At 73.9% G+C, this 23,605-nt stretch carries 21 protein-coding genes and 2 pseudogenes; 18 read left to right on the top strand and 5 right to left on the bottom strand.

The window, feature by feature from the left end:
• Window positions 1-57 precede the first annotated feature (57 nt).
• The 12 genes from EES41_RS09850 (at window position 58) to EES41_RS09795 (ending at window position 14,521) form a co-directional block, all read left to right on the top strand.
• Window positions 58-690 carry an NUDIX domain-containing protein gene (locus EES41_RS09850; protein WP_123077339.1) on the top strand — a complete coding sequence of 211 codons (633 nt, stop codon included), beginning with the start codon at window positions 58-60 and terminating at the stop codon, window positions 688-690.
• Window positions 691-746: 56 nt separating this feature from the next.
• Window positions 747-2,801, top strand: a complete 2,055-nt coding sequence (locus EES41_RS09845) for a tetratricopeptide repeat protein (RefSeq protein ID WP_123077337.1) — start codon at window positions 747-749, stop codon at window positions 2,799-2,801.
• A gap of 152 nt (window positions 2,802-2,953) precedes the next feature.
• On the top strand, window positions 2,954-4,069 hold the full coding sequence (gene ald / locus EES41_RS09840; protein ID WP_008742716.1) for an alanine dehydrogenase: 1,116 nt from the start codon (window positions 2,954-2,956) through the stop codon (window positions 4,067-4,069).
• A gap of 459 nt (window positions 4,070-4,528) precedes the next feature.
• Window positions 4,529-5,566: a ParA family protein gene (locus EES41_RS09835; protein WP_229895477.1), complete on the top strand. Its 1,038-nt coding sequence runs from the start codon at window positions 4,529-4,531 to the stop codon at window positions 5,564-5,566.
• The gene (locus EES41_RS09830) at window positions 5,551-6,006 is read left to right on the top strand and encodes a hypothetical protein (protein WP_123077334.1); all 456 of its coding nucleotides are present in this window, start codon (window positions 5,551-5,553) and stop codon (window positions 6,004-6,006) included. The genes EES41_RS09835 and EES41_RS09830 overlap by 16 nt, the downstream gene beginning before the upstream one ends.
• 1,347 nt (window positions 6,007-7,353) lie before the next feature.
• Window positions 7,354-8,658, top strand: a complete 1,305-nt coding sequence (locus EES41_RS42895; RefSeq protein WP_254211745.1) for a ScpA family protein — start codon at window positions 7,354-7,356, stop codon at window positions 8,656-8,658.
• Entirely contained in the window at window positions 8,655-9,275 is a 621-nt protein-coding gene (gene scpB / locus EES41_RS09820) for an SMC-Scp complex subunit ScpB (protein WP_123077330.1), read from the top strand. The genes EES41_RS42895 and scpB overlap by 4 nt, the downstream gene beginning before the upstream one ends.
• A complete protein-coding gene (locus tag EES41_RS09815) occupies window positions 9,275-10,783 on the top strand; it encodes a pseudouridine synthase (protein WP_123077328.1) in 1,509 nt (502 codons plus the stop codon). The genes scpB and EES41_RS09815 overlap by 1 nt, the downstream gene beginning before the upstream one ends.
• A gap of 144 nt (window positions 10,784-10,927) precedes the next feature.
• Entirely contained in the window at window positions 10,928-11,545 is a 618-nt protein-coding gene (gene pnuC / locus EES41_RS09810; RefSeq protein WP_254211392.1) for a nicotinamide riboside transporter PnuC, read from the top strand.
• Window positions 11,542-12,636, top strand: a complete 1,095-nt coding sequence (locus EES41_RS09805; RefSeq protein WP_123077324.1) for an AAA family ATPase — start codon at window positions 11,542-11,544, stop codon at window positions 12,634-12,636. Before pnuC ends, EES41_RS09805 begins: the two co-directional genes overlap by 4 nt.
• On the top strand, window positions 12,633-13,502 hold the full coding sequence (locus tag EES41_RS09800) for an NUDIX hydrolase (RefSeq protein ID WP_123077322.1): 870 nt from the start codon (window positions 12,633-12,635) through the stop codon (window positions 13,500-13,502). Before EES41_RS09805 ends, EES41_RS09800 begins: the two co-directional genes overlap by 4 nt.
• Window positions 13,499-14,521, top strand: a complete 1,023-nt coding sequence (locus tag EES41_RS09795; RefSeq protein ID WP_123077320.1) for an ADP-ribosylglycohydrolase family protein — start codon at window positions 13,499-13,501, stop codon at window positions 14,519-14,521. Before EES41_RS09800 ends, EES41_RS09795 begins: the two co-directional genes overlap by 4 nt.
• A gap of 4 nt (window positions 14,522-14,525) precedes the next feature.
• Here the strand turns inward: EES41_RS09795 and EES41_RS09790 are convergent, their stop codons facing one another.
• From EES41_RS09790 to EES41_RS09780, 3 genes are all read right to left on the bottom strand, one after another.
• Window positions 14,526-15,224, bottom strand: a complete 699-nt coding sequence (locus tag EES41_RS09790) for a nucleotidyltransferase domain-containing protein (RefSeq protein WP_123077318.1) — start codon at window positions 15,222-15,224, stop codon at window positions 14,526-14,528.
• A gap of 42 nt (window positions 15,225-15,266) precedes the next feature.
• On the bottom strand, window positions 15,267-15,725 hold the full coding sequence (locus tag EES41_RS09785; protein ID WP_123077316.1) for a Rieske (2Fe-2S) protein: 459 nt from the start codon (window positions 15,723-15,725) through the stop codon (window positions 15,267-15,269).
• A gap of 80 nt (window positions 15,726-15,805) precedes the next feature.
• Window positions 15,806-16,147, bottom strand: coding sequence for a DUF952 domain-containing protein (locus EES41_RS09780; protein ID WP_123077314.1), 342 nt, complete (start codon window positions 16,145-16,147; stop codon window positions 15,806-15,808).
• A 139-nt stretch (window positions 16,148-16,286) separates the two neighbouring features.
• Between EES41_RS09780 and EES41_RS09775 the strand changes: the two genes are divergently transcribed.
• From EES41_RS09775 to der, 5 genes and pseudogenes are all read left to right on the top strand, one after another.
• A complete protein-coding gene (locus tag EES41_RS09775; RefSeq protein ID WP_123077312.1) occupies window positions 16,287-16,754 on the top strand; it encodes a YidB family protein in 468 nt (155 codons plus the stop codon).
• Between the two features lie 118 nt (window positions 16,755-16,872).
• Window positions 16,873-17,979, top strand: a pseudogene (locus tag EES41_RS09770) (prephenate dehydrogenase); the annotation flags it as partial.
• Window positions 17,980-18,188: 209 nt separating this feature from the next.
• Window positions 18,189-18,887: a (d)CMP kinase gene (cmk, locus tag EES41_RS09765; protein ID WP_123077308.1), complete on the top strand. Its 699-nt coding sequence runs from the start codon at window positions 18,189-18,191 to the stop codon at window positions 18,885-18,887.
• Window positions 18,888-18,943: 56 nt separating this feature from the next.
• Complete coding sequence (locus tag EES41_RS09760; RefSeq protein ID WP_250570246.1) at window positions 18,944-19,531, top strand: 1-acyl-sn-glycerol-3-phosphate acyltransferase; 588 nt, start codon at window positions 18,944-18,946, stop codon at window positions 19,529-19,531.
• Window positions 19,532-19,606: 75 nt separating this feature from the next.
• Window positions 19,607-21,067, top strand: coding sequence for a ribosome biogenesis GTPase Der (der, locus tag EES41_RS09755; protein WP_123077304.1), 1,461 nt, complete (start codon window positions 19,607-19,609; stop codon window positions 21,065-21,067).
• Between the two features lie 27 nt (window positions 21,068-21,094).
• Here the strand turns inward: der and EES41_RS09750 are convergent, their stop codons facing one another.
• A complete protein-coding gene (locus EES41_RS09750; protein WP_123077302.1) occupies window positions 21,095-21,565 on the bottom strand; it encodes a hypothetical protein in 471 nt (156 codons plus the stop codon).
• Between the two features lie 153 nt (window positions 21,566-21,718).
• Window positions 21,719-22,534, bottom strand: a complete 816-nt coding sequence (locus EES41_RS09745; RefSeq protein ID WP_037794344.1) for a hypothetical protein — start codon at window positions 22,532-22,534, stop codon at window positions 21,719-21,721.
• A gap of 297 nt (window positions 22,535-22,831) precedes the next feature.
• Here EES41_RS09745 and EES41_RS43800 point away from each other — a divergent pair.
• Window positions 22,832-23,422: pseudogene (locus EES41_RS43800) on the top strand (transglycosylase family protein); the annotation flags it as partial.
• Window positions 23,423-23,605 lie beyond the last annotated feature (183 nt).

The raw sequence follows: 23,605 nt of genomic DNA, 5'->3' as shown, positions 1-23,605 counted from the left end.
AGCCGGGGTACGGAGTTCCGTACCCCGGCTGTCGCGCGTTGTGGAGGACTACGGGGCATGAACATCAAGGACACGCCGGAATCCTGGGAGACCGTGTCGACGCGGCGCCCGTTCGAGGGCGCGAAGACGTCGGTGAACTCCGACATGGTCCGGATGCCGGACGGGTCCACCGTCCGCCGCGACTACCAGGTGCACCCCGGCTCGGTGTGCGTGCTGGCGCTCGACGCGGCCGGGCGGGTGCTGGTGCTCAGCCAGTACCGGCACCCGGTGGGACGCCGGCTGTGGGAGCTGCCGGCCGGGCTGCTGGACGTACCGGGGGAGAACCCGCTGCACGGCGCGCAGCGGGAGCTGTTCGAGGAGGCGTACGTCAAGGCCGACGACTGGCGGGTGCTCACCGACTACTACGCCTCGCCCGGCGGCTCGGACGAGGCCGTCCGGGTCTTCCTCGCCCGGAGCGTCTCGGAGGCGGAGGGAGAGCGGTACGCGGAGTCCGGCTCGGAGGAGGCGGACATGCAGGTGGACTGGGTGCCGCTGGAGGAGCTCGTACGGGGCGTCCTCGCCGGCGAGCTGGGCAACTCCGGGCTGGTGGTGGGCGTACTGTCGCTCGCCGCCGCGCTGGCGGCCGAGGGCGGCGCCGACGCGCTGCGCCCGGCCACGGCCCCCTGGCCGGCCCGCCCGTACGAGGCCTGAGCCGTACGGGGCACCCCGGACGGCGTGGTGTGACCATCGGCTGATCCGATCGGGCGATGTGTCCGCCGCGCTCCACACGGGTCGTCGCTCTGCGTGAACTACGCTCGCAACCCGAAGGCAGGGAGAGGAGCGGATCCGTGACGGATTTCGTCGGGCGGCGGCGTGAGCTCAAGGAGCTTCGCGAGGACATCGCCCGGACCGGGCTCGACACCCTCTCCGGCCGGAAGGCGAAGGCGCCCCGCGCGCGGGTCCTGCTCGTCGCCGGACGCCCCGGTTCCGGCCGGACCGCGCTCGCCGAGGCGTTCGTCCGCGAGGTCGGCCCCGACTACCCCGACGGAGTCCTGCGCACCCGCCTCACCGCCCCCGGCGGGGAGACCGTCGCCACCGAGCGGGCCCTGCGCGGCCTGCTCGAAACGCTCGGACGGCCCACCCCGCCCGGCGCCTCCGAGGACGAGCTCAGCTCCGCCCTGCGCGCCGCCCTCGCCGACCGCAAGGCGATCCTGCTCGTCGACGACGCCGCCGACCCCTTCCAGGTCGACGCCCTGCTCCCCGACACCCCCGAGTGCCTGGTCGTCGTCACCGCCGAAGGACCCCTCACCGGGATTCCGGATGTCCGCCCCTGCACCCTCGGCGGGCTCGACACCACCTCCGCCGTGGCGATGCTCGCGCGCCGGATGGGGGACACCCGCGTCACCGTCGACCCGCGCGCCGCCGAGGGCCTCGCCGAGGAGTGCGGGGGCCAGCCCGCCGCGCTGGCCCTGGTCGGGGGCTGGCTCGCCGCTCACCCCAAGGCCTCCGTCGCCGATGTGGCCAAGCAGCTCCACGAGATGCCGCCGGGCATCAACGGCCCGCTCGGCCGGGCGTTCCGGCTCGTCTACGAATCCCTGCCGCAGCCCGCGCAGCGCACCCTGCGGCTGCTTCCGCTCGCGCCCGCCGGCGTCCTCGACTCGCACACCGCCTCCGCCCTCGCCGGCTGCTCCGTGAACGCCGCCCAGTCCACCCTGGAGGACTTCGCCGGGCTGGGACTCGTCCGGCACGGCGAGGGCGGCCTGTTCCAGCTGCCCGGCTGCCTCACCCCGTTCCTGCGGGCCCTGCTGGAGGACAAGGAGCGCCCCGCCGAGGTCCAGCTGGCCCGGGCGCGGATGCTGGAGCGCACCGTCCGGCTGCTGCACTCCTGCCGGGCCATGGCCACCGAGGAGGAGGACCCGGGCATCGGCGGTCCCGAGAAGCTGGGCGGGCTGCCCCGCGCCCTGCGCTTCCCCGACCGGCGGGCCGCCGCGACCTGGCTGGACACCCGGCTGCCCGCGCTGTCGGCGGCCGCCTCCCTCGCGGTCGCGGACGGTGAGCTGGACACCCTGGCCCGCCGGCTGGTCGCGGCCCTCGTACGGGCCCTCGCCGAGCACCGCGGCACCGCCGCCGCCGCGCCCGAGCTGTACGGGCTGCACCGGCTGGTCCTGGACGTGGCCGAGCGCCGGAACCTGCACCGGGAGCAGGCCGCCGCGCTGCTGAACCTGGCCGACCTGGACGCCGAGACCGGCCGGACCCAGGAGGCGCTGGAGCGCTACCGGGCAGCGCTGGACGCGGGGCGGGCGGCGAACGATCCGTACGCCGCCGGCCGCGCGATGGAATCCGTAGGCGGCGCCTACCAGGAGCTGGGGGACTGGCACCGGGCCTCCGACTGGTTCGGCCGGGCCCTGTCCCACGCCCTCGCGCGGGGGGAGCGCGCGGACGAGGCCAGGCTGTACGGGCGGCTCGGCAACGTGCACACGTACGCGGGCCGCTACGGGGACGCGCTGCGCAGCTGGCGCACGGCCGCCGCGGGCTACCGGAAGCTGACCGATGTGCCCGGCCAGGCCAAGGCGTTGAGCGAGATGGCGCGGGTGCAGGAGTACGCCGGGCGTCCCGAGGAATCGCTGCACACCTGCCGCGAGGCGGTGGACCTCGCGCGTCGGGCCGGGGACCTGCGACTTCAGGCCGCGCTGGAGGTCCGGCTGGCCGACACGCTGGACCGGCTCGGCGATCCCGCGGCGGCCAGGCTGCACCGGTCCACGGCTGACAGATTGCTGGGAGACGATCCCGCAGCCTGCGAAATCCGTAGTGATTCCGACTGAAGTTATTTGTTTGCAAGGCTAGACAGCGAGTCGTCCTTCATTAGACTGGCTTCACCACGACAACCCGTGGTGCATCCCGTTGCGCGTTCTTGTGGGCGGGTATGTATGTAAGTGCCCTGAAAAATCCCCTGAGCCAAGGACCGTGATCGACGATGAAGGTCGGCATCCCCCGCGAGGTCAAGAACAACGAGTTCCGGGTCGCCATCACGCCCGCCGGCGTGCATGAGCTGGTCCGGGGCGGCCACCAGGTCTTCGTCGAGCAGAACGCCGGCGTGGGTTCCTCGATCACGGACGCCGAGTACGTCTCGGCCGGCGCCGAGATCCTCGGTACCGCCGACGAGGTCTGGGCCACCGCGGACCTGCTCCTCAAGGTCAAGGAGCCCATCGCGGAGGAGTACCACCGCCTCCGCAAGGACCAGACGCTCTTCACGTACCTGCACCTGGCGGCCTCCCGCGAGTGCACGGACGCCCTCCTGGCGTCCGGCACCACCGCCATCGCCTACGAGACGGTCGAGCTCGCCAACCGCGCGCTCCCGCTGCTCGCCCCGATGTCCGAGGTCGCGGGCCGCCTGGCCCCGCAGGTCGGCGCCTACCACCTGATGCGCTCGGCCGGCGGCCGCGGCGTCCTCCCCGGCGGCGTGCCCGGCACCCACGCCGGCGAGTGCGTGGTCATCGGCGGCGGCGTCTCCGGCTGGAACGCCGCGCAGATCGCCATCGGCATGGGCTTCCACGTGACCCTGCTGGACCGCGACATCAACAAGCTCCGCGAGGCCGACAAGGTCTTCGGCACGAAGATCAAGACGATCGTCTCCAACGCCTTCGAGCTGGAGAAGGCCGTCATCGAGGCCGACCTCGTCATCGGCGCGGTGCTGATCCCGGGTGCGAAGGCCCCGAAGCTGGTCACCAACGAGCTCGTCGCCAAGATGAAGCCCGGAAGTGTCCTTGTCGACATTGCGATCGACCAGGGCGGCTGCTTCGAGGACTCCCGTCCGACCACCCACGCCGAGCCGACCTTCCAGGTCCACAACTCGGTCTTCTACTGCGTCGCCAACATGCCGGGCGCGGTGCCGAACACCTCCACCTACGCCCTGACGAACGCGACCCTGCCGTACATCGTGCAGCTCGCGAACCTCGGCTGGGCCGAGGCGCTGCGCCGCGACCCGGCGCTCGCCCTGGGTCTCAACACCCATGACGGCCAGGTCGTTTACGGCCCGGTCGCCGAGGCCCACGGCATGCCGACCCTTGAGCTGGGCACGCTGCTCGGCTGATCAGCCGGACCTCGTCAACGACTGACGTCAATCTCACGTATCCGGCCGGACCTTGCCCGCAAGGTCCGGCCGGACGCGTTTGCGGAGGACCCGTCCGTACCGCTCAACTCGCCTCGAACGTAACCCTTTAACCCTTTCGCGCACCCGCGAAACTTCGCGGTGACGGCCCGCACGCCCTTGACAGAGTGGTGTTCGGTTGCCGACACAACGCGTCGGGTCCGGTGGATTGTGTTGCCGCTGGGCGGTGACACGCCATAGAGTCGCCAACCGTCGGCATGGTGCCACGCTGACCTATCGATAAGTGTCCTGGTCACGTCCGAGGAGGTAAGACGACTTGTGAATGAGTCGACATTCACTCCTGGAGGTGGTCGAGCAGGGACGCCTGAGCGGGGCCAGAGCCCAGCCGGGCTCGAAGCTGTCGGCTCCGTCGCAGTACGCACCTTCGCAAACCACCAGCACATGACGACGCCCCAAAAGAGCATGGACGGCCTAGACGTGAACTCCAGGGCCGGCGACCTGAGCGGCGAAAAGCCCGTGGGTTTCGCCGACTACGAAAACGTGCCCGAAGGGCACTTCTACGACCCGGACGCGGAGTACGAGCCCGACCCCGAGTACGCGGCCACCCTCGCCCCCGACGCTGCCCGCCAGCGCCGTGAGCGGATCGGCCCGACCGGACGGCCGCTGCCGTACTTCCCGATCCCGGGTCCGCTGACCGACCACGGTCCGGCGAAGATCATCGCGATGTGCAACCAGAAGGGCGGCGTGGGAAAGACCACGTCGACCATCAACCTGGGCGCCGCACTCGCCGAGTACGGGCGGCGCGTGCTGCTCGTCGACTTCGACCCACAGGGCGCGCTGTCCGTGGGCCTCGGGGTCAACCCGATGGAACTCGACCTGACGGTCTACAACCTGCTCATGGAGCGGGGCATGTCGGCCGACGAAGTGCTGCTCAAGACGGCCGTTCCGAACATGGACCTGCTGCCGAGCAACATCGACCTGTCCGCCGCCGAAGTGCAGCTGGTCAGCGAGGTCGCGCGCGAGTCGACGCTCCAGCGGGCCCTGAAGCCCCTGATGGCCGACTACGACTACATCGTGATCGACTGTCAGCCCTCGCTCGGCCTGCTGACCGTGAACGCCCTGACGGCGGCTCACAAGGTCATCGTCCCGCTGGAGTGCGAGTTCTTCGCGCTGCGCGGAGTGGCGCTGCTCACCGAGACGATCGAGAAGGTGCAGGAGCGGCTCAACCCCGAGCTGGAACTCGACGGCATCCTCGCCACGATGTACGACTCCCGTACGGTGCACAGCCGTGAGGTGCTGGCGCGCGTCGTCGAGGCCTTCGACGACCACGTCTACCACACGGTCATCGGCCGTACGGTGCGCTTCCCGGAGACCACGGTCGCCGGTGAGCCGATCACCACGTACGCGTCCAACTCCGTCGGTGCCGCCGCCTATCGCCAACTTGCCAGGGAGGTGCTCGCGCGGTGTCCCGCCGAGTGAGTCTGCCCGGGGCCGACGAACTGTTCCGTACGACCGGGGGGATGGCACTCCAGTCGTCCTCGCCGAGGCGGGACGAACCGGCGGCCGGCGAGCAGGGGCCGGGGCAGGCGGCGGGGCAGGCGGAGCCGGTGGTGGGTTCACCGCGACGCCCGCAGGAAGGTTCTGTCAGCCCGGAGCCCCGGCGGGGCAACGGCGGCGGGCAGGGCCGGGGCGCGAACCGGCGGCCGAGCGGGCGTGAACGGCACGACGAGAAGATCACGGTCTACGTCTCCGCCGAGGAGCTCATGGACCTGGAACACGCGCGGCTGGTGCTGCGCGGGGAGCACGGGCTGGCGGTCGACCGGGGCCGCATCGTGCGCGAGGCGGTGGCGGTCGTCCTGGCCGACCTGGAGTCCCGCGGCGACGCGAGCATCCTGGTCCGCCGCCTCCGCGGCCGCTAGCCGCCCGTCCGTTCCCCCGGCGCCCCTACTGGCGCCACCCGGCCCGGTCCCGACCCAGGCCCCCGCCCCGTGCCCGGTTCCGACCCAGGCCCCCGGCCCGCGTCCGGTTCCGGCTCAGTGCCCCGGCCCGCGTCCGGTTCCGGCTCAGGACGCCGGTTCGCGCCTGGTCTCGGCTCTGGACCCCCGGCCCGCGCCGGGTTCCGGCTCAGGACCCCGGTTCGCGCCCGGTTTCGGCTCTGGACCCCCGGCCCGCGCCGGGTTCCGGCTCAGGACCCCGGTTCGCGCCTGGTCTCGGCTCAGGGCCCCGGCCTGCGCCCGGTTCTGGCTTCAGGATCCCGGCCAGCGTCCGAGTCCGCGTCCGGTTCCGGCGGGACCCCCGGCCCGGTCCCGGCTCAGGATCCCGGCCCGCGTCCGGTTCCGGCAGGACCCCCGGTCCGCGCCCGGTCTCGGCTCAGGGCCCCGGCCCGCGTCCGGTTTCGGCTCTGGAACCCCGGTTCGCGCCCGGTTCCGCTCAGGATCCCGGCCCGCGTCCGGCTCCTGCTCAGGCCCCCGGCCCGCGTCCGGGTCCGGCTTCAGGGGCCCTGGCCTCCGCCGTGTGCAGCCGTCAAGGGGCTGCGCCCGCCCCGTGGCGGCCTTGAGCGCGCGTCCCTCGCCCCACGGTCGCCCCGACTGCCGCAGGCCCGCCTGTACGGGCTCAGCCCCTTCTGCGCCCACCCCCGGGGCGGGCACCCTGCGGGGCGTGCTCGCTCGGGGCTCGGCCCGCCCGCTCTACCGATCCCTTCCGGCGGCTGTGCCGTCGGCTCTGGGGTCACACGCCCCTGGGGTTGCTGCCCCGCCGCCTTGTCCGGCGCCGGCCGTGCGGGTCTCGTGCCGGGTTCGGGTGCCGGCAGGGCTCTCGGCGTCAGAACGGGGCCGGGGCGGGTTTCCGCCGGGCGATGCGGGTGTGCGGGCGGGCCGGGCTTTAGGGTGCTCGTGGCGGCGGGGACTGCCCCGGGCCGCCCCGTCCGGGCGCGACTCGTGGTCGGCCGACCGGACGCCCCTTCCGCACCACCCTGGATCGCGATGCCCACTTCCGCCGAACCCGGCCGCCCGAACCGCCGCCCGCTGGGCCGAGGCCCGGGTGCGGCCGCCCCCCAAGGCGCGGCCGAGCAGGAGGCTCTCCCCGATCCCGCCCCTTCCCGAAACCGGGGGGAGACCCCCGGCCCCCCTCCCGCCGCCGACGCGGCTGCCGCCGCACCCGCACCGGCGCCCCCAGGCGCTGCCTCGCCGGAGCGCGCCATCGTTCCCGGCCCGGTGCGGGCACCCGGGCCGGGGAGTACCCCCGCGCCGGCCGCCGCGGCGGGGCTCGTGGACGGGGGCCCGGACGAAGCCTCGCGGGCGCCGGGGCGGACATCCGGACCGGGGGATATCGCTGCGGGGCCTTTGGACCGGGGCTCGGACGCGGCTTCGGGGGCGCCGGGGCGGGCACCCGGGCCGGGGGGTACCCCCGCGCCGGCCGCCGCAGCGGGGCCCGTGGACGGGGGCTCGGACGAAGCCCCGGGGGCGCCGGGGCAGACATCCGGACCGGGGGACGTCGCTGCGGGGCCTTTGGACCGGGGCTCGGACGCGGCTTCGGGGGCGCCGGGGCGGGCACCCGGGCCGGGGGGTACCCCCGCGCCGGCCGCCGCAGCGGGGCCCGTGGACGGGGGCTCGGACGAAGCCCCGGGGGCGCCGGGGCAGACATCCGGACCGGGGGACGTCGCTGCGGGGCCTTCGGACCGGGGCTCGGACGCGGCTTCGGGGGCGCCGGGGCGGGCACCTGAGCCGGGGCCCGTGGACGGGGGCTCGGAGGCGGCCTCGCGGGCGCGGGGCGGGTTCACGCTGCGGCTGGACAACTTCGAGGGGCCGTTCGATCTGCTGCTGCAGTTGATCTCGCGGCACAAGCTCGACGTCACCGAGGTCGCGCTGTCGAAGGTGACCGACGAGTTCATGGCGTACATCCGGGCCATGGGGCCCGACTGGGATCTCGACCAGACCACCGAGTTCCTCGTGGTCGCCGCCACACTGCTCGATCTGAAGGCCGCGCGGCTGCTGCCCGTCGCCGAGGTCGAGGACGAGGCCGACCTCGCGCTGCTGGAGGCCCGGGACCTGCTCTTCGCGCGGCTGCTCCAGTACAAGGCGTACAAGCGGGTCGCCGAGATCTTCCAGGGCCGCGCCGAGGACGAGGCCCGCCGCTACCCCCGCACCGTCGGGCTGGAGCCGCACCTCGCCGGGCTGCTGCCCGACGTCGTCATCAGCATCGGCGCCGAGGGGTTCGCCCGGCTCGCCGTCCTGGCGATGCAGCCCAAGGCGAAACCGCAGGTCTACGTGGACCACATCCACGCCCCCCTCGTCAGCGTGCGCGAACAGGCCGGGTTCGTCGTCGCCCTGCTCAGGGTCCGCGGGGAGGCGACCTTCCAGGAACTCACCGAGGACGCCCCCGACACCCTGACCGTCGTCGCGCGCTTCCTGGCCCTTCTGGAGCTCTACCGGGAGAAGGTCGTCGTCCTGGACCAGGAGGAGGCCCTGAGGACGCTCACGGTGCGCTGGAGCGGCGGCGACGGTGACGCCGACGGGGGAGGGTCGCCGGGCGTGAGCGACGAGTTCGATCGGATCGTGGAGGTCAAGGAATGAGCGACGTGTCCGAGCTGGCGCTGAAGCCGGCCCTGGAGGCCGTCCTCATGGTCGTGGACGAGCCCGCGACCGAGGAACACCTGGCCAAGGTGCTGGAGCGGCCCCCGCGGGAGGTCGCGGACGCGCTGCGCGAGCTCGCCGACGACTACGCCGTCCAAGGCCGCGGGTTCGAGCTGCGGCTGGTCGCCGGGGGTTGGCGGTTCTACAGCCGCGCCGCCTACGCGCCGGCCGTCGAGGCCTTCGTGCTGGACGGGCAGCAGGCCCGTCTGACGCAGGCCGCGCTGGAGACCCTGGCGGTCGTCGCGTACCGCCAGCCGGTCAGCCGGTCGAGGGTCTCGGCGGTGCGCGGAGTCAACTGCGACGGGGTCATGCGGACCCTCCTGCAGCGGGGTCTGGTGGCCGAGGCGGGGACGGAACCTGAAACAGGTGCGATCCTGTACAGGACGACGAACTACTTTCTGGAGCGGATGGGCCTGCGCGGCCTGGACGAGCTCCCGGAGCTCGCGCCCTTCCTCCCCGAGGCGGACGCGATCGAAGCCGAGACGCAAGAGGGTGTTCCGTCGTTCGATCCGGACTCTCCGGATACCGATGAAGACGACAAGACGACGGAACTTTGATGCGAAGCAGCGGCAACGGCAACGGTGGCAACAGGAACAGCGGCGGCGGTGGCGGCGGCGGGCGTGGTAACGCCCGCAGCGGCAGCTCCAGCGGCGGCGGGGGCGGCTACCGCGGTGGCGGCTCCGGCGGCGGCAGCGGCTCGGGAGGCGGCCCCCGCGGCGGCAGCTCCTCTCGCGGCGGCAGCTCCGGCGGCTACCAGGGCGGCGGCTCCTCTCGCGGCGGCAGCTCCGGCGGCTACCAGGGCGGCAGCTCCTCCCGCGGTGGCAGCTCCGGCGGCTACCAGGGCGGCAGCTCCTCCCGTGGCGGCAGCTCGGGCGGCTACCAGGGCGGCAGCTCCTCCCGTGGCGGCAGCTCCGGTGGCTACCAGGGCGGCAGCGGTGGCGGGTACCAGGGCGGCGGCTACCAGGGTGGCGGCTCCGACCGCGACCGTGAGCCCGCTCCCCGCATCCGCAACCCCCGCCCCGAGGAGCGTCGCTACGACGTGGGCCCCGAGGGCGAGCGCAACGGCCGCGGCGGTGCCAAGGCGGGCGGCGGCGGTGCCCGCGGCGCGGCCGACGGCAACCGCGGCGGTGCCCGCGGTGACGCGGCGCGCGGCGGTGCCAAGGGCGGCCCCAAGACCTCCAAGACCCCCGGCATCGGCGGGGCCGGCGGCCCGCGCCGCGGTCCCGGCAGCCGCAGCGGCCAGTCCCGGCCGCGCGAGCTGGACGCGCGGATCGAGGAGCGCGTGCGCGACCGGTACGCCGACAAGCCCGTGATCAAGACCCCGAAGACCTTCCCGGGCGCCGAGGAGGAGGGGGAGCGCCTGCAGAAGGTGCTCGCCCGTGCCGGCATGGGCTCGCGCCGCGCGTGCGAGGAGCTCATCGAGCAGGCCCGTGTCGAGGTCAACGGCGAGATCGTGCTGGAGCAGGGCAAGCGCGTCCAGCCGAAGGACGAGATCAAGGTGGACGGCCTGACCGTCGCCACCCAGTCGTACCTGTTCTTCGCGCTGAACAAGCCGGCCGGTGTCGTCTCCACGATGGAGGACCCGGACGGCCGCCAGTGCCTCGGCGACTACGTCACCAACCGTGAGACGCGTCTCTTCCACGTCGGCCGGCTCGACACCGAGACCGAGGGCATCATCCTGCTCACCAACCACGGTGAGCTGGCCCACCGCCTCACGCACCCCAAGTACGGCGTGAAGAAGACGTACGTCGCGGCCATCACCGGCCCGCTGCCCCGCGAGATCGGCAAGCGCCTCAAGGACGGCATCGAGCTGGAGGACGGGTACGCCCGCGCCGACCACTTCCGCGTCGTCGACCAGGTCGGCAAGAACTACCTGGTCGAGGTGACCCTCCACGAGGGCCGCAAGCACATCGTCCGCCGCATGATGGCGGAGGCCGGCTTCCCGGTCGAGAAGCTCGTCCGGACCTCCTTCGGTCCGATCGAGCTGGGCGACCAGAAGTCGGGCTGGCTGCGCCGCCTGACCAACACCGAGGTCGGCATGCTCATGCGCGAGGTCGGCCTGTAGTCGTCCGGCCGCCGGCGCGAGAGCGTCCGGCCGCCACGAGGAACCCGCGGTGCCTTCGGGCGCCGCGGGTTTTTTCGCTTGTCCGAACCCCGATCACTGTTTATAGTCAAGGTGACTATTAAAGGGATGAGGGAGGGGCCCGGCATGAGCTGGACCATGAGCTGGACCGAGGTGCTCGGCTTCGCCACCGGCGCCCTGTGCGTATGGCTGGTCGCCCGGCAGCACATCGCCAACTGGCCGATCGGCATCGCCAACAACGTCTTCTTCATCGTGCTCTTCGCCCAGTCCGGCCTGTACGCCGACGCCGGACTCCAGATCGTCTTCATCGCCCTCGCCGCGTACGGCTGGTGGTCCTGGACCCACGGGGGTGGACCGGGAAGCACCGAGGCCCTGCCGGTGCGCCGCACCACGCGCACCGAATGGGCCGCGCTCGCCGCGGCGGGGGCGGTGGGGGTGCTCGGCCTGACCCTCCTGCTGGACGCGGCCACCGATTCCACCGTCCCGTTCTGGGACGCCCTGACCACCGGGCTCTCGCTGGCCGCCACCTACGGCCAGTGCCGCAAGCTCGTCGAGTCCTGGTGGCTGTGGATCGCCGCCGACCTCGTCTACGTCCCGCTCTACGCCTACAAGGGGCTCTACCTGACCTCCGCCCTGTACGTCGGCTTCCTCGCGCTCTGCGTCGTCGGACTGCTCGGCTGGCGGCGCGCGCTGCCCGCGCCGGGTGCCCGTACCGGGGCGCAGACGGTGGAGGCGAGGGCATGAGGCGCTTCGGGCACGGACTGGTGCTGGGCAAGTTCTACCCGCCGCACGCCGGGCACCACCACCTCGTACGGACCGCCCAGGACCAGTGCGAGCGGCTCACCGTACTGGTGTGCGCGGCCTCGGTGGAGTCGGTGCCGCTCGCCGACCGGGTCGCCTGGATGCGCGAGGCGCACCCGGGGGCGGAGGTCGTCGGCGCGGTGGACGACATCCCCGTCGACCTGTACGACCCGGCGGTCTGGGAGGCCCACATGGCGGTCTTCCGGGGCGCGGTCCCCGGCCGCGTCGACGCCGTGTTCACCTCGGAGGAGTACGGCGGCGAACTCGCCCGCCGGTTCGGGGCCGAGGAGGTCCTCGTGGACCGGAAGCGCACCCTGTTCCCCGTCTCCGGTACGGCGGTACGCGCCGACCCCGTCGCGGCCTGGGAGTTCCTCGGGCCCTCGGTACGGGCGGCCCTGACCCGGCGGATCGTCGTACTCGGCGCCGAGTCCACCGGCACCACGACGCTGTCGCGGGCGCTGGCCGGGCACTACCGCTCCCGCGGCGGGGTCTGGGCGAAGACGGGCTGGGTCGCCGAGTACGGGCGCCGGTACAGCGAGGAGAAGCTGGCGGCGGCCCGCGCGGCGGACCCGGCGGCGTCCTGGCCGGACGTCTCCTTCACCTCGGAGGAGTTCCCCGTCATCGCGCGCCGCCAGGACGCGGACGAGGAGCGGGCGGCCCGCCTCGGCTCGCCGGTGCTGTTCTGCGACACCGACTCCTTCGCCACCGGGATCTGGCACGAGCGGTACATGGACGGCCGCAACGCGGAGGTCGAGCGGATCGCCGCCGGCAGGCGGCGGGACCTGTACCTGCTGACCGACCACGCCGACGTGCCGTTCGAGGACGACGGGCTGCGCGACGGGCCCCACCTGCGGCCCTGGATGACCGGCCGGTTCCGGGAGGAACTGGAGCGGACCGGGCGGCGTTTCCTGGTCGTGGCCGGGGACCGGGAGGCGCGGCTGGCCCGGGCCGTCGCCGCGGTCGACGAACTGCTCGGAGAGGGCTGGCACTTCGCGGACCCGCTGCCCGAGAACGTCCGGGCGGAGGTCTCGTGACCGCCGGATACGATCCGCACGCCTTCGAGCCGTTCGCGGTGACCGTCGACCTCGCCGTCTTCACCGTCCGCGCCGGCGCCCTGCACGTGCTGCTGATCCGGCGCGGGCAGGAGCCGTACGCGGGCACCTGGGCACTGCCCGGCGGTTTCGTGCTGCCCCGGGAGTCCGCCGAGACGGCCGCCCGGCGGGAGCTCGCGGAGGAGACCGGGCTGGCGCCGGGCGTGGTCGCCGCCCTGCACCTGGAGCAACTGCGGACCTACAGCGATCCGGACCGCGACCCCCGGATGCGGGTGGTCTCGGTGGCCTTCACCGCGCTGGTCCCGGACATGCCCGAGCCGGCCGCCGGGGGCGGCGGAGACGCCGACCGGGCCCGCTGGGTACCGGTGGGCGAGGCGGCCGGCCCGGGCGCGGGCGCGGGCTCGGACCTGGGCGCGGGCGCGGGCGCGGGCGCGGGCGCGGACCTGGGCGCGGGCGCGGACACGGACCCGGGCTCGGACCCGGGCGCGGAACTCGGCGCGGACCCCGGCGCCGGATCCGGGCTGGCCTTCGACCACGCCGTGATCCTCGCCGACGCGCGCGAACGGGTGGGCTCGAAGCTCGAATACACCTGCCTGGCCAGCGCCTTCTGCCCGCCCGAGTTCACCCTCGGCGAGCTCCAGGCCGTCTACGAGACCGTCTGGGACACCGCCCTGGACCGCCCCAACTTCCGCCGCAAGGTCCTGGCCACGCCCGGCTTCGTCGAGGCCGTGCCGGGAGCCGCCCGGCTGACCGGCGGGCGCGGCAAACCGGCCGCGCTGTACCGGCCGGGACCGGCGACCACCCTGCACCCGCCCCTGCTCCGACCCTCGGAAGGATCCACGCGATGACGACGAACCCGGCCAAGCGAGCCGCGACGGGCGCGCTGATCGGCCTGGCCCTGGGCGACGCCCTGGGCTTCCCCACCGAGTTCAACGACGTGCCGACGATCCTGGCCAAGACCGGCCCCTGGCGGGAGATGGGCCTGCCCTGCCCGGCGATCGTCACCGACGACACCCAGATGACGCTGGCCCTGGCGCGCGGCATACGGACGGCCGCCGACCGCGGCCGGGTGGGCCCGCTGCGCCTGGCCCGGCCGGTCCGGGAGGAGTTCGTCGACTGGTACCACTCCCCGGAGAACAACCGGGCCCCGGGCAACACCTGCCTGAAGGCCTGCCGCCTGCTCGACCAGCCGGAGCGCGACTGGCGGGACGCCAGCCAGATCGGCTCCAAGGGCTGCGGCGCGAACATGCGGGTGGCGCCGGTGGGCCTGGTCCCCGGCTGGACGGAGGAGGAACGGGCCGGCGCCGCCCAGCTCCAGTCGGCCCTCACCCACGGCCACCCGACGGCGCTCGCCGCCTCGGACCTCACGGCCCGCGCGGTGTACTTGCTGGCCCGGGGCACGGAGGTGACCGGTCTGGTGGGTCTGCTGCGCTCGTACGCGCTGGAGAACCGCACCCGCTACCACGAGCGGTGGCTCGGCGACCTCTGGATGCGCACCGCCTCCGACGCCTCGGCGGAGTCCTTCATCTCGCGGGGCTGGGACGAGTGCCTGGCCGTCCTGGACCGTCTCGCGGCGGCCCTGCGCGACCCCTCGCCGGAGACCGACCCCTGCCTGACCACCGGCGACGGCTGGATCGCCGAGGAGGCCTTCGCCACGGCCCTGCAGTGCTTCCTGCTCTTCCCGCAGGAGCCGCTGCTCGCCCTGCGCCGGGCCGCCTGCACGCGCGGCGACTCGGACTCCCTCGCCTGCCTCGCCGGCGCCTTCGCGGGCGCCCACCTCGGCGCGGACGTCTGGCCCCGCGACTGGGAGGGCCGGATCGAATACCGCCCCGAACTCCTCGCCTTCGGCGCCCTCTGGGACAAGTGACGGCCTAGGCGGCAGCCGAGGCGCTGCGGGTGCGGTGGAGGAAGTCCGCCACGCGGGCGTGGTCCGGGGACTCCGGGAGCGGGGTGCTGGAGAGGGCCGCCTCGGTCTCCTCCGCGAGGCGGGTCATCCAGGCGTCGACCTCGGCCCAGGACAGCTCGCCGCGCCTGACCGCGAGGAGGCGGTCGCGGTGCGGGCCGGCGCCGATGGTCAGCCGGCCCGTGCGCAGCAGGTCGCGGCAGGACAGCAGCAGCCGCAACAGGTGCATGGCGTGCTTCCAGCGCGGGGCGCCGTGGATGCGGACGTCCGCGACGAGTTTGGTGTGCTGCGAGGCCGCGTACCGGCTGAAGCTGGTGTGGGCCCGGCGGGAGAGGAACGCCCCGCGCAGGGAGAGGAGTTCCTCGCCCACCGGGGTCACCCGCTCCACGAGCGGGGAGTGCAGGCACTCCAGGACGTTCGGGTTGGCGCGCAGGGCGAGCTCGCAGAAGCGTTCCAGCTCCCAGGAGAACTGCTCCTCCCGCGGGCCCTCCACATGCGTCGGCGGCTTCTCGAACCGCCAGAACAGCGGCGTGGGGGCGAGGTAGACACCGCGCCGGTCGGTGTCGCTCGCCTCCGTCGCCAGGCCGAACGCCCGCGAGCCCATCACGCACGCGTACACCGTGTGGTCGCGCACCAGTTCCAGGGATTCGGACGTCGGTTCGTTCATCGGGGGAGCGTAGCCAGACCGCAGCCCGCCCCGCGAGGGGATTCAGGCGAGCTGGATCTCGCCGGCCGGGGTCACGTTGATCTTCTTCTCCGCGAGCGGGCGGGTCGACGGCCCCTTGACCACCGCGCCGTCGGTGACCTTGAACTCGCTGCCGTGGCAGGGGCAGTCGATGGTGCCGTTCTCGACCTTGTTCACGAGGCAGCCCTGGTGCGGGCAGACCGCCGTGAAGCAGCGGTAGGACCCGGCCGTCGGCTGGGTCACCACCAGCTTCTGCTCCTTGAGGACGGTTCCGCCGCCGACCGGGACGTCCGCCGTCTTCAGCAGCGCCTTCCCGGCGGCCGGGGCGGAGCCCTGCGCGCTTCCGGGCGGCTGCGGGGCCGGGCTGCCCGACCCGGTCGCGGCCTTGTCCTCGCTGCCGCACGCGGTGAGGGCGCCGCCCGCCAGCGCGGCCGCTCCTGCCGCCAGAACCGTACGCCGGGCCGTGCGGTTGGGGTCGCTCATGACATCTCCTCGCTCATTGCCGGGATGGCGAGAGGCATCCTGGCAAGTGGCGGGCCCCATCAGAAGCCCGCCACACCGATTCAGGGCCCCGGCTGCCACGGCGCCAGTTCCGCCGGGCCGCCAGGGGTACGTACCACCTGCCACACGCGGCTCACCGCGTCCCGGTTCAACGGGCCGTGGACATGTGGGTAACGGTCTCCGGAATCACCCTCCCGGCGGACCTCCGACGTCAGGGCCGACTCGTCGAGTTCCACCGCCAGCAGGGTTCCCGGCGTCTCGCGGTAGTGGGTCCCGGCGATCGCGAGGACGGTCTCGGGATCCGCCGAACAGTGGACGAAACCCTGCGATTCCAGCGAGGACGGCGCGTACGGGAGGCCGGGCTCGGCGGTCCAGTCGGAGAGCGGGACGATGTGGAAGATCATGCCGAACGTTCTACCGCAGCGCCGGGCCGGCCGGCCCGCGCCAGGTGGCGGGGCTGTCCGGTCCGGGCGACATTGTCCGTGTCTCGAAGCCGGGGTGTACAGGGTTGTGCGGCCCGGCCCCTCTTCGAAAGGCGTGACCATGGCGGGAAATGACCTCGGCTCTCTGCTGGGCGGTCTCCTCGGTGGCAGCGGCAGCGGCAGCGGCAGCGGTGGCGGAAGCGGCCAGGGCGGCGGCGGCAACATCCTCGGCGCGCTCCTCGGCGCCCTCATGGGCGGCGCCGGTGCGGGCGGCGGCGCCCAGGCGGCCGGAGGCGGCGGGAGCAACCCGCTCGGCGGGCTGATGGACATGCTGACCAAGTCGGGCCTGACCGACCAGGCGCAGTCGTGGATCGGCAAGGGCGACAACCAGCCCGTCTCCGGCGCGCAGATCGCCGAGGCGCTGCCGGACGCGACCCTCCAGAAGGTGGCCGAGCAGACCGGCGTCAGCCCCCAGGAGGCCGCCGACCAGATCGCTCGGTCGCTGCCGACGGCCGTCGACAAGCTGAGCCCGGAAGGGCAGCTGCCGTCGGGATCGCTGGAGGACATCATCCGGCAGCAGAACCTCTAGCCGGTCCCCGGCCGGCACCCGGCCGGAGTGCGGGGGCCCGGCGGCCGTCCAAGGGGCGGTCGCCGGGCCCCCGTCCCGTACGGGCTGGCTACCCTGAGTCAGGACTGCCCGTACGCGATCAACCCTGGAGCGCCCCGTGAGAACCGCCGTCGTCATCGGAACCGGACTGATCGGCACCTCCGCGGCGCTCGCCCTGACCGCCCGCGGGATCGCCGTCCACCTCGCCGACCACGACCCCGCCCAGGCCCGGACGGCCGCCTCCCTCGGCGCCGGTACGGACGACACCCCGGAGGGCAAGGTCGACCTCGCGATCGTCGCCGTCCCTCCGGCGCACGTCGCGGCGGCGCTGGCCGACGCGATCGGGCGGGACCTGGCCCGGGCGTACGTGGACGTGGCGAGCGTCAAGGGCGGGCCGCGGCGGGAGCTGGAGGCGCTCGGCGTGGACGTCACCGCGTACATCGGAACGCACCCGATGGCCGGCAAGGAGCGCTCGGGTCCGCTGGCGGCGACGGCGGACCTCTTCGAGGGGCGGCCGTGGGTGCTGACGCCGACCCGGGACACCGACCACGAGGTGCTCAACCTGGCGCTGGAACTGGTGGCGCTGTGCAAGGCCGTACCGGTGGTGATGGACGCGGACGCCCACGACCGGGCGGTGGCGCTGGTCTCGCACACCCCGCAGCTGGTGTCGAGCATGGTCGCGGCCCGGCTGGAGGAGGCCGACGAGACGGCGGTCCGGCTGTGCGGGCAGGGGATCCGGGACGTGACGCGGATCGCGGCGTCCGATCCGCGGATGTGGGTGGAGATCCTGTCGGCGAATCCGGGACCGGTGGCGGACGTCCTGTCCGGGATCGCGGCCGACCTGTCGGAGACGGTGGAGGCGCTGCGGGGGCTCCAGTCGGCGGACGAGGCCAAGCGGCGGGGCGGCGCGGCGGGGATCGAGGACGTCCTGCGGCGCGGCAACGCGGGGCGGGTACGGGTGCCGGGCAAGCACGGGGCGGCGCCGATGGCGTACGAGACGGTCGGGGTGTTCATCAGCGACCAGCCGGGGGAGCTGGCGCGGATCTTCGCGGACGCGGGACGGGCCGGTGTGAACATCGAGGACGTGCGGATCGAGCACGCGACGGGGCAGCAGGCCGGGCTGGTGCAGCTGATGGTGGACCCGCGGGCCGTTCCCGGCCTCACGGCCGAACTCCGCGACCGCGGCTGGGCCCTGCGCCAGCAGTAGCCCCCGGGGCCCCGCCCCCGGACCCCGGCCCCCCGCCTCACACCCCTGCCGGTCCGGCGGGGCGGGGCTGGGCTGGGCGGCGGGCCGGACGGGGCGGCGAGGGGGCGGGAACGGGGGCGGGGCCGGGAGGTGCGCGGGGCCGGTAACCTTGGAGAGGGGCGCTTTGGCGCGCCCGGACACGTACGCGCAACCAGGAAGGTGCCCGCACCGTGGAAACCGCAGCTCCGTCCGCCGTGATCGTCGCCATCGACGGTCCCTCCGGCACGGGCAAGTCCAGCACCTCCAAGGCCGTGGCCGCCAAGCTCGGGCTGCGCTACCTGGACACCGGTGCCCAGTACCGGGCCATCACCTGGTGGATGATCACCAACGGCGTCGACACCGAGGACCCGCACGCCATCGCGGTCGCCGCCGGCAAGCCCGCCATCGTCTCCGGCACCGACCCCTGCGCGCCCACCATCACCGTCGACGGCCTGGACGCCTCCGGGCCGATCCGGACCAAGGAGGTCACCTCCAAGGTCAGCGCCGTCAGCGCCGTCCCCGAGGTCCGCACCCGGATCACCGAGCTGCAGCGCGCCATCGCCGCCGACGCGGACGGCGGGATCGTCGTCGAGGGCCGGGACATCGGCACCACCGTCCTGCCCGACGCCGACCTCAAGGTCTTCCTCACCGCCTCCGCCGAGGCCCGCGCGGCCCGGCGCAGCGGCGAGCTGAAGGGCAAGGAGGCCACCGACCTGGCGGCCACCAAGGAAGCCCTGATCAAGCGGGACGCGGCCGACTCCGGCCGCAAGACCTCCCCGCTGGCCAAGGCCGGCGACGCCGTCGAGGTCGACACCACCGAGCTCACCCTCGACCAGGTCATCGAGTGCGTCGTGACCCTCGTCGAGGAGAAGCGGGCGGGGCGCAAGTGAGCGAAACGCCCTCCCTCAAGGGTGCGGCGGTCGGCCGGCGGATCGGGATCGGCCTCATGTACGGGTTGTGGAGACCGCGCGTGCTGGGGGCCTGGAAGGTGCCGGCCTCCGGCCCCGTCATCCTGGCCGTGAACCACGCGCACAACATCGACGGCCCCATGCTCATGGGCACGGCCCCCCGGCCGCTGCACTTCCTGATCAAGAAAGAGGCCTTCATAGGCCCGCTCGGTCCCTTCCTGGAGGGGATCGGGCAGGTGAAGGTCGACCGGTCCGGCACCGACCGCACCGCGATCACCCGGGCGCTCGGCGTACTGGAACAGGGCGGGGCCCTGGGGATCTTCCCCGAGGGCACCCGGGGCGAGGGAGACTTCGCCTCGCTCCGCGCCGGGCTCGCGTACTTCGCGGTCCGCGGGGCGGCGCCCATCGTGCCGGTCGCCGTGCTCGGCAGCACCGACCGCCGGGGCCGGCTCGTCAAGGGCCTGCCGCCGCTGGGGAGCCGGGTCGACGTCGTCTTCGGCGACGCCTTCGACGCGGGGGACGGCAGTGGCCGCCGGACCCGTACCGCGCTGGACGAGGCCACCGTACGCATCCAGGACCGGCTGACCGCCCACCTGGCCGACGCCAAGCGCCTCACCGGGCGCTGAGCGAGACTTGAACCAGTAGTGGAACCGCGCTGCGCGGGTGCCACCGATCACCACGAACGACGAGGAACGGACTTCATGAACGACCAGCACGACCACGGAGCGCTTGGCGATGCCGAGTACGCGGAGTTCATGGAGCTCGCCGCGGAGGAAGGCTTTGACGTCGAGGACGTCGAAGGCGCGATCTCGGAGGCCGGCCACGGGCCGCTCCCCGTACTCGCCGTCGTCGGCCGCCCGAACGTCGGCAAGTCGACCCTGGTGAACCGGATCATCGGCCGCCGCGAGGCGGTCGTCGAGGACAAGCCGGGCGTCACCCGCGACCGCGTCACCTACGAGGCCGAATGGGCCGGCCGCCGCTTCAAGGTCGTCGACACCGGCGGCTGGGAGCAGGACGTCCTCGGCATCGACGCGTCCGTCGCCGCCCAGGCCGAGTACGCCATCGAGGCCTCCGACGCGGTCGTCTTCGTCGTGGACGCCAAGGTCGGCGCCACCGACACCGACGAGGCCGTCGTCAGGCTGCTGCGCCGGGCCGGCAAGCCCGTCGTGCTGTGCGCCAACAAGGTCGACGGCCAGAGCGGCGAGGCCGACGCGGCCTCCCTGTGGTCGCTGGGCCTCGGCCAGCCGCACCCGGTCTCCTCGCTGCACGGCCGCGGTACGGGCGACATGCTCGACGCCGTGCTCGAAGCGCTGCCGGAGGCCCCCGAGCAGACCTTCGGCGGCGCCGCCCTCGGCGGCCCGCGCCGCATCGCCCTCATCGGGCGCCCGAACGTCGGCAAGTCCTCGCTCCTGAACAAGGTCGCGAAGGAGGACCGCGTCGTCGTCAACGAGCTGGCCGGCACCACCCGCGACCCGGTCGACGAGCTCATCGAGCTCGGTGGCGTGACCTGGAAGTTCGTGGACACCGCGGGCATCCGCAAGAAGGTCCACCTCCAGCAGGGCGCCGACTACTACGCCTCCCTGCGCACCGCCGCCGCCGTCGAGAAGGCGGAGGTCGCGGTCATCCTGATCGACACCACCGAGACGATCAGCGTCCAGGACCAGCGCATCATCACCATGGCCGTCGAGGCCGGCCGCGCGATCGTGATCGCCTACAACAAGTGGGACGAGCTCGACGAGGAGCGCCGCTACTACCTCGAACGCGAGATCGAGACCGAGATGCAGCAGGTCGCCTGGGCGCCCCGGGTGAACGTCTCGGCGCTCACCGGCCGCCACATGGAGAAGCTGGTCCCGGCGATCGAGACGGCGCTGGCGGGCTGGGAGACGCGCGTCCCCACCGGCCGGCTGAACGCCTTCCTCGGCGAGGTCGTCGCCGCGCACCCGCACCCGATCCGCGGCGGCAAGCAGCCCCGCATCCTGTTCGGTACCCAGGCGGGCAGCAAGCCGCCGCGGTTCGTCCTGTTCGCCTCCGGCTTCCTGGAGCACGGCTACCGGCGCTTCATCGAGCGCCGCCTGCGCGAGGAGTTCGGCTTCGAGGGCACCCCGATCCACATCTCGGTGCGGGTGCGCGAGAAGCGCGGTGCCCAGCACAAGAAGAAGTAGGGCGTACGCGGTGACGCAGGGCCGGGGTCAGTAGCCCCGGCGCGGAGCGGGCGGCAGGGCCGCCGGGACGTGGTGCGTCCCGGTCTGGTGCTGCCGCCCGTTGCCGTATCCGGCGGGGGGCGCCGGGGCGGCGTGCTGCGCGGTGACGCCCTGGCCCGCGTACGAGTAGGCGGGCTGCGGGACGTACGAGGGCTGCCAGGCCTCCGTCTGCTGCCACGCGGGGCTCCAGCCGGAGCCGCTCAGGCTGCCGCCGCCGTACGGGGATTCGCCGTGGGAGGCGTAGTGGGCGCCCCCGTAAGAGAAGGCCGTGAAGCCGAGGTCCTCCTCGCCCGTACGGTCACCCGGCAGGGTCCGGAAGGCGCGCAGGTACTCCGAGTACAGGGTGTCGAAGATCGGGGTGTGCGAGGCGGCCGGAGCGCTCTGCCGGTCCCGTGCGGGGCGCAGCGGGGTGACGGTGCTCGGGTGGTACGGGGCGCGGGGTGGGTCGTATGGATGCACGTATCAGCCAACGAAACCGGCGCCCTGCGGATGCGGGCGCTGGGGGAGAAAACGCAGATCGCCGGGGGTGCGCGGGACGGACCGCGCAACCCCCGGCGCACGCCGTCCGGCCCCCTCGGCAAGGGGCGGACGGCAGTTCGGGGCGGAGGGGGATCAGGCGCCCGGCGTACCGGCCAGGGGCATCGAGGCGGCGACGAGCTTGCCGTCGGCGGCGGCCTTGTCGAGGGCGTCGCGCAGCAGGTCCTCGCGGGGCTGCTGGCCGATGGAGCCGACCGGGGCGGCGTAGATGAGCACGCGCTGGGTCTTGTTGACGGCGGCGCGCCAGCCGTCGGTGACCGACAGGGCCTGGTGCGCCTGCCACCACGCGACCTGACCGCCGCCGTCGGCGCCGGGCTGGAGCACGGCGTGCAGCTGGCCGGCGGCGAGCAGCACGGACCAGCCGCCCAGCGGCGAGGGGAGCTGGGCGGTGTCGGTGACCGGGATGAAGCCCTGCTCGATCAGGAGCGGCAGGAAGTCGTCGCCGGGGCCCGTGGTGCCGGGGCGGGCGATCGGCGCGGTCGGCTCGACCACGAGGGCGGGGTGCAGCTCGCCGCCGATCAGGACCAGGCCGCTGGTGATGCCGAGGACGGCCTGGCCGCCGGGGACGTTCTGCGGCGAGTCGGAGGGGGCTGCGGGGCCGGCGGGGGCCGGGCCGTCGCCGGTGATGCTGCGGACCGCGCCCTGGAGCTGCTCCTCGGAGACGGAGACGACCTGCGAGGGGATGCAGGTGGCGTGGGCGAACGCGAGGACGGCGGTCTCCTCCCCGACGAACAGCACCGTGCTGGTGGGGTCGTTCTCGGGGTCCCCGGGGGTACGGCAGGAGGTGCAGTCGTAACTGCCCGGCGCGTCGGGGCCGACGAGCAGCCTGTCGGCTTCTTCGTCACCGATCTCGGCACGTACCTCATCACTGACGTCGAGCATGCGCGGCACGGGGTGGCTCCTCGGACTAGGCGTGCGGGGGCCGGGCGGTCCCCGGCTCGCCGGGCTCAACGGGGGATCGGCGGGTGGGGTCACGCCGATTGAGGGAACGGAATCGAACCTGGCACCCGGAGGAGTGAACGGTCGGACCGCACCTTCGTTTCCGTGTCAAGTGTTGGTTGGTTGTGCGCAGTTGGTGGCCGGTGCTGGCCGTTTCGGGCGGGGTGGCGGGTCGGCCGTCCGGGTGGGCCGCGGGGACGCGCCGCGTGGCGGGCCGGGCGGCCGGCGGGGGCCGCGTAGCGTGGCGCGATGCCCGATCTGCGCTTCCGGCTCCGTCCGCGCCCCCACCGGGTCCGGCGGGCCGTGTCGGCGGCCGCGCTGGCCCTCGTACTCCCCTGGACCGTGGCGGAGGCCTCCGCCGCTTCGGCTCCGCCGCCACCGGCGCCCGGGCCCACGGCGGCGCACCCCGGTTCGCCGGGGGTGATCGGGACCGGCCCCGGGGACTGCGGGCCGGGCGGGGAGTGGCCCTGGGACTGCGTGGCCGACTGCGAGAGCAGCGGGCGGTGGTCGGTCAACACCGGGAACGGGTTCTACGGGGGGCTGCAGTTCTGGCAGCGGACGTGGGAGGAACACGAGGGACTGGCCTTCGCGGCCCGGGCCGACCTGGCGACCCGGGCGCAGCAGATCGCGGTGGCGGAGGAGCTGCTGGGCACGCAGGGGTGGGACGCGTGGCCGGCGTGTTCGAAGCGGTACGGGCTGGCGGGGCGGATGCACGTGGTGCGGGCCGGGGACTCGCTGGACTCGATCGCCCGGCGGCGCCGGGTACGGGGCGGCTGGCGGGCGCTGTACGAGATGAACCGCCCCGCGATCGGCCCCCGCCCGCAGGCCCTCACGGCCGGCACCCTGCTGACCCTGCCCCCCGCCGACGACCCGGCCCGGCCGACCCCGACCCCGGCCCCGGCTCCGGCTCCGACCCCGGCTCCGATCCCGGCTCCGGCCGAGACCCCGGCCCCGGCTCCGATCCCTGCCTCGGACGAGACTCCGATCCCGGCCCCGATCCCTGCCTCGGCCGAGACTCCGATC

The sequence above is a fragment of the Streptomyces sp. ADI95-16 genome (assembly GCF_003721495.1).
Classification (GTDB): Bacteria; Actinomycetota; Actinomycetes; order Streptomycetales; family Streptomycetaceae; genus Streptomyces; species Streptomyces goshikiensis.
Note: the sequence above shows the minus strand (reverse complement) of the source record. Positions and strands in the feature narration are given on the sequence as shown.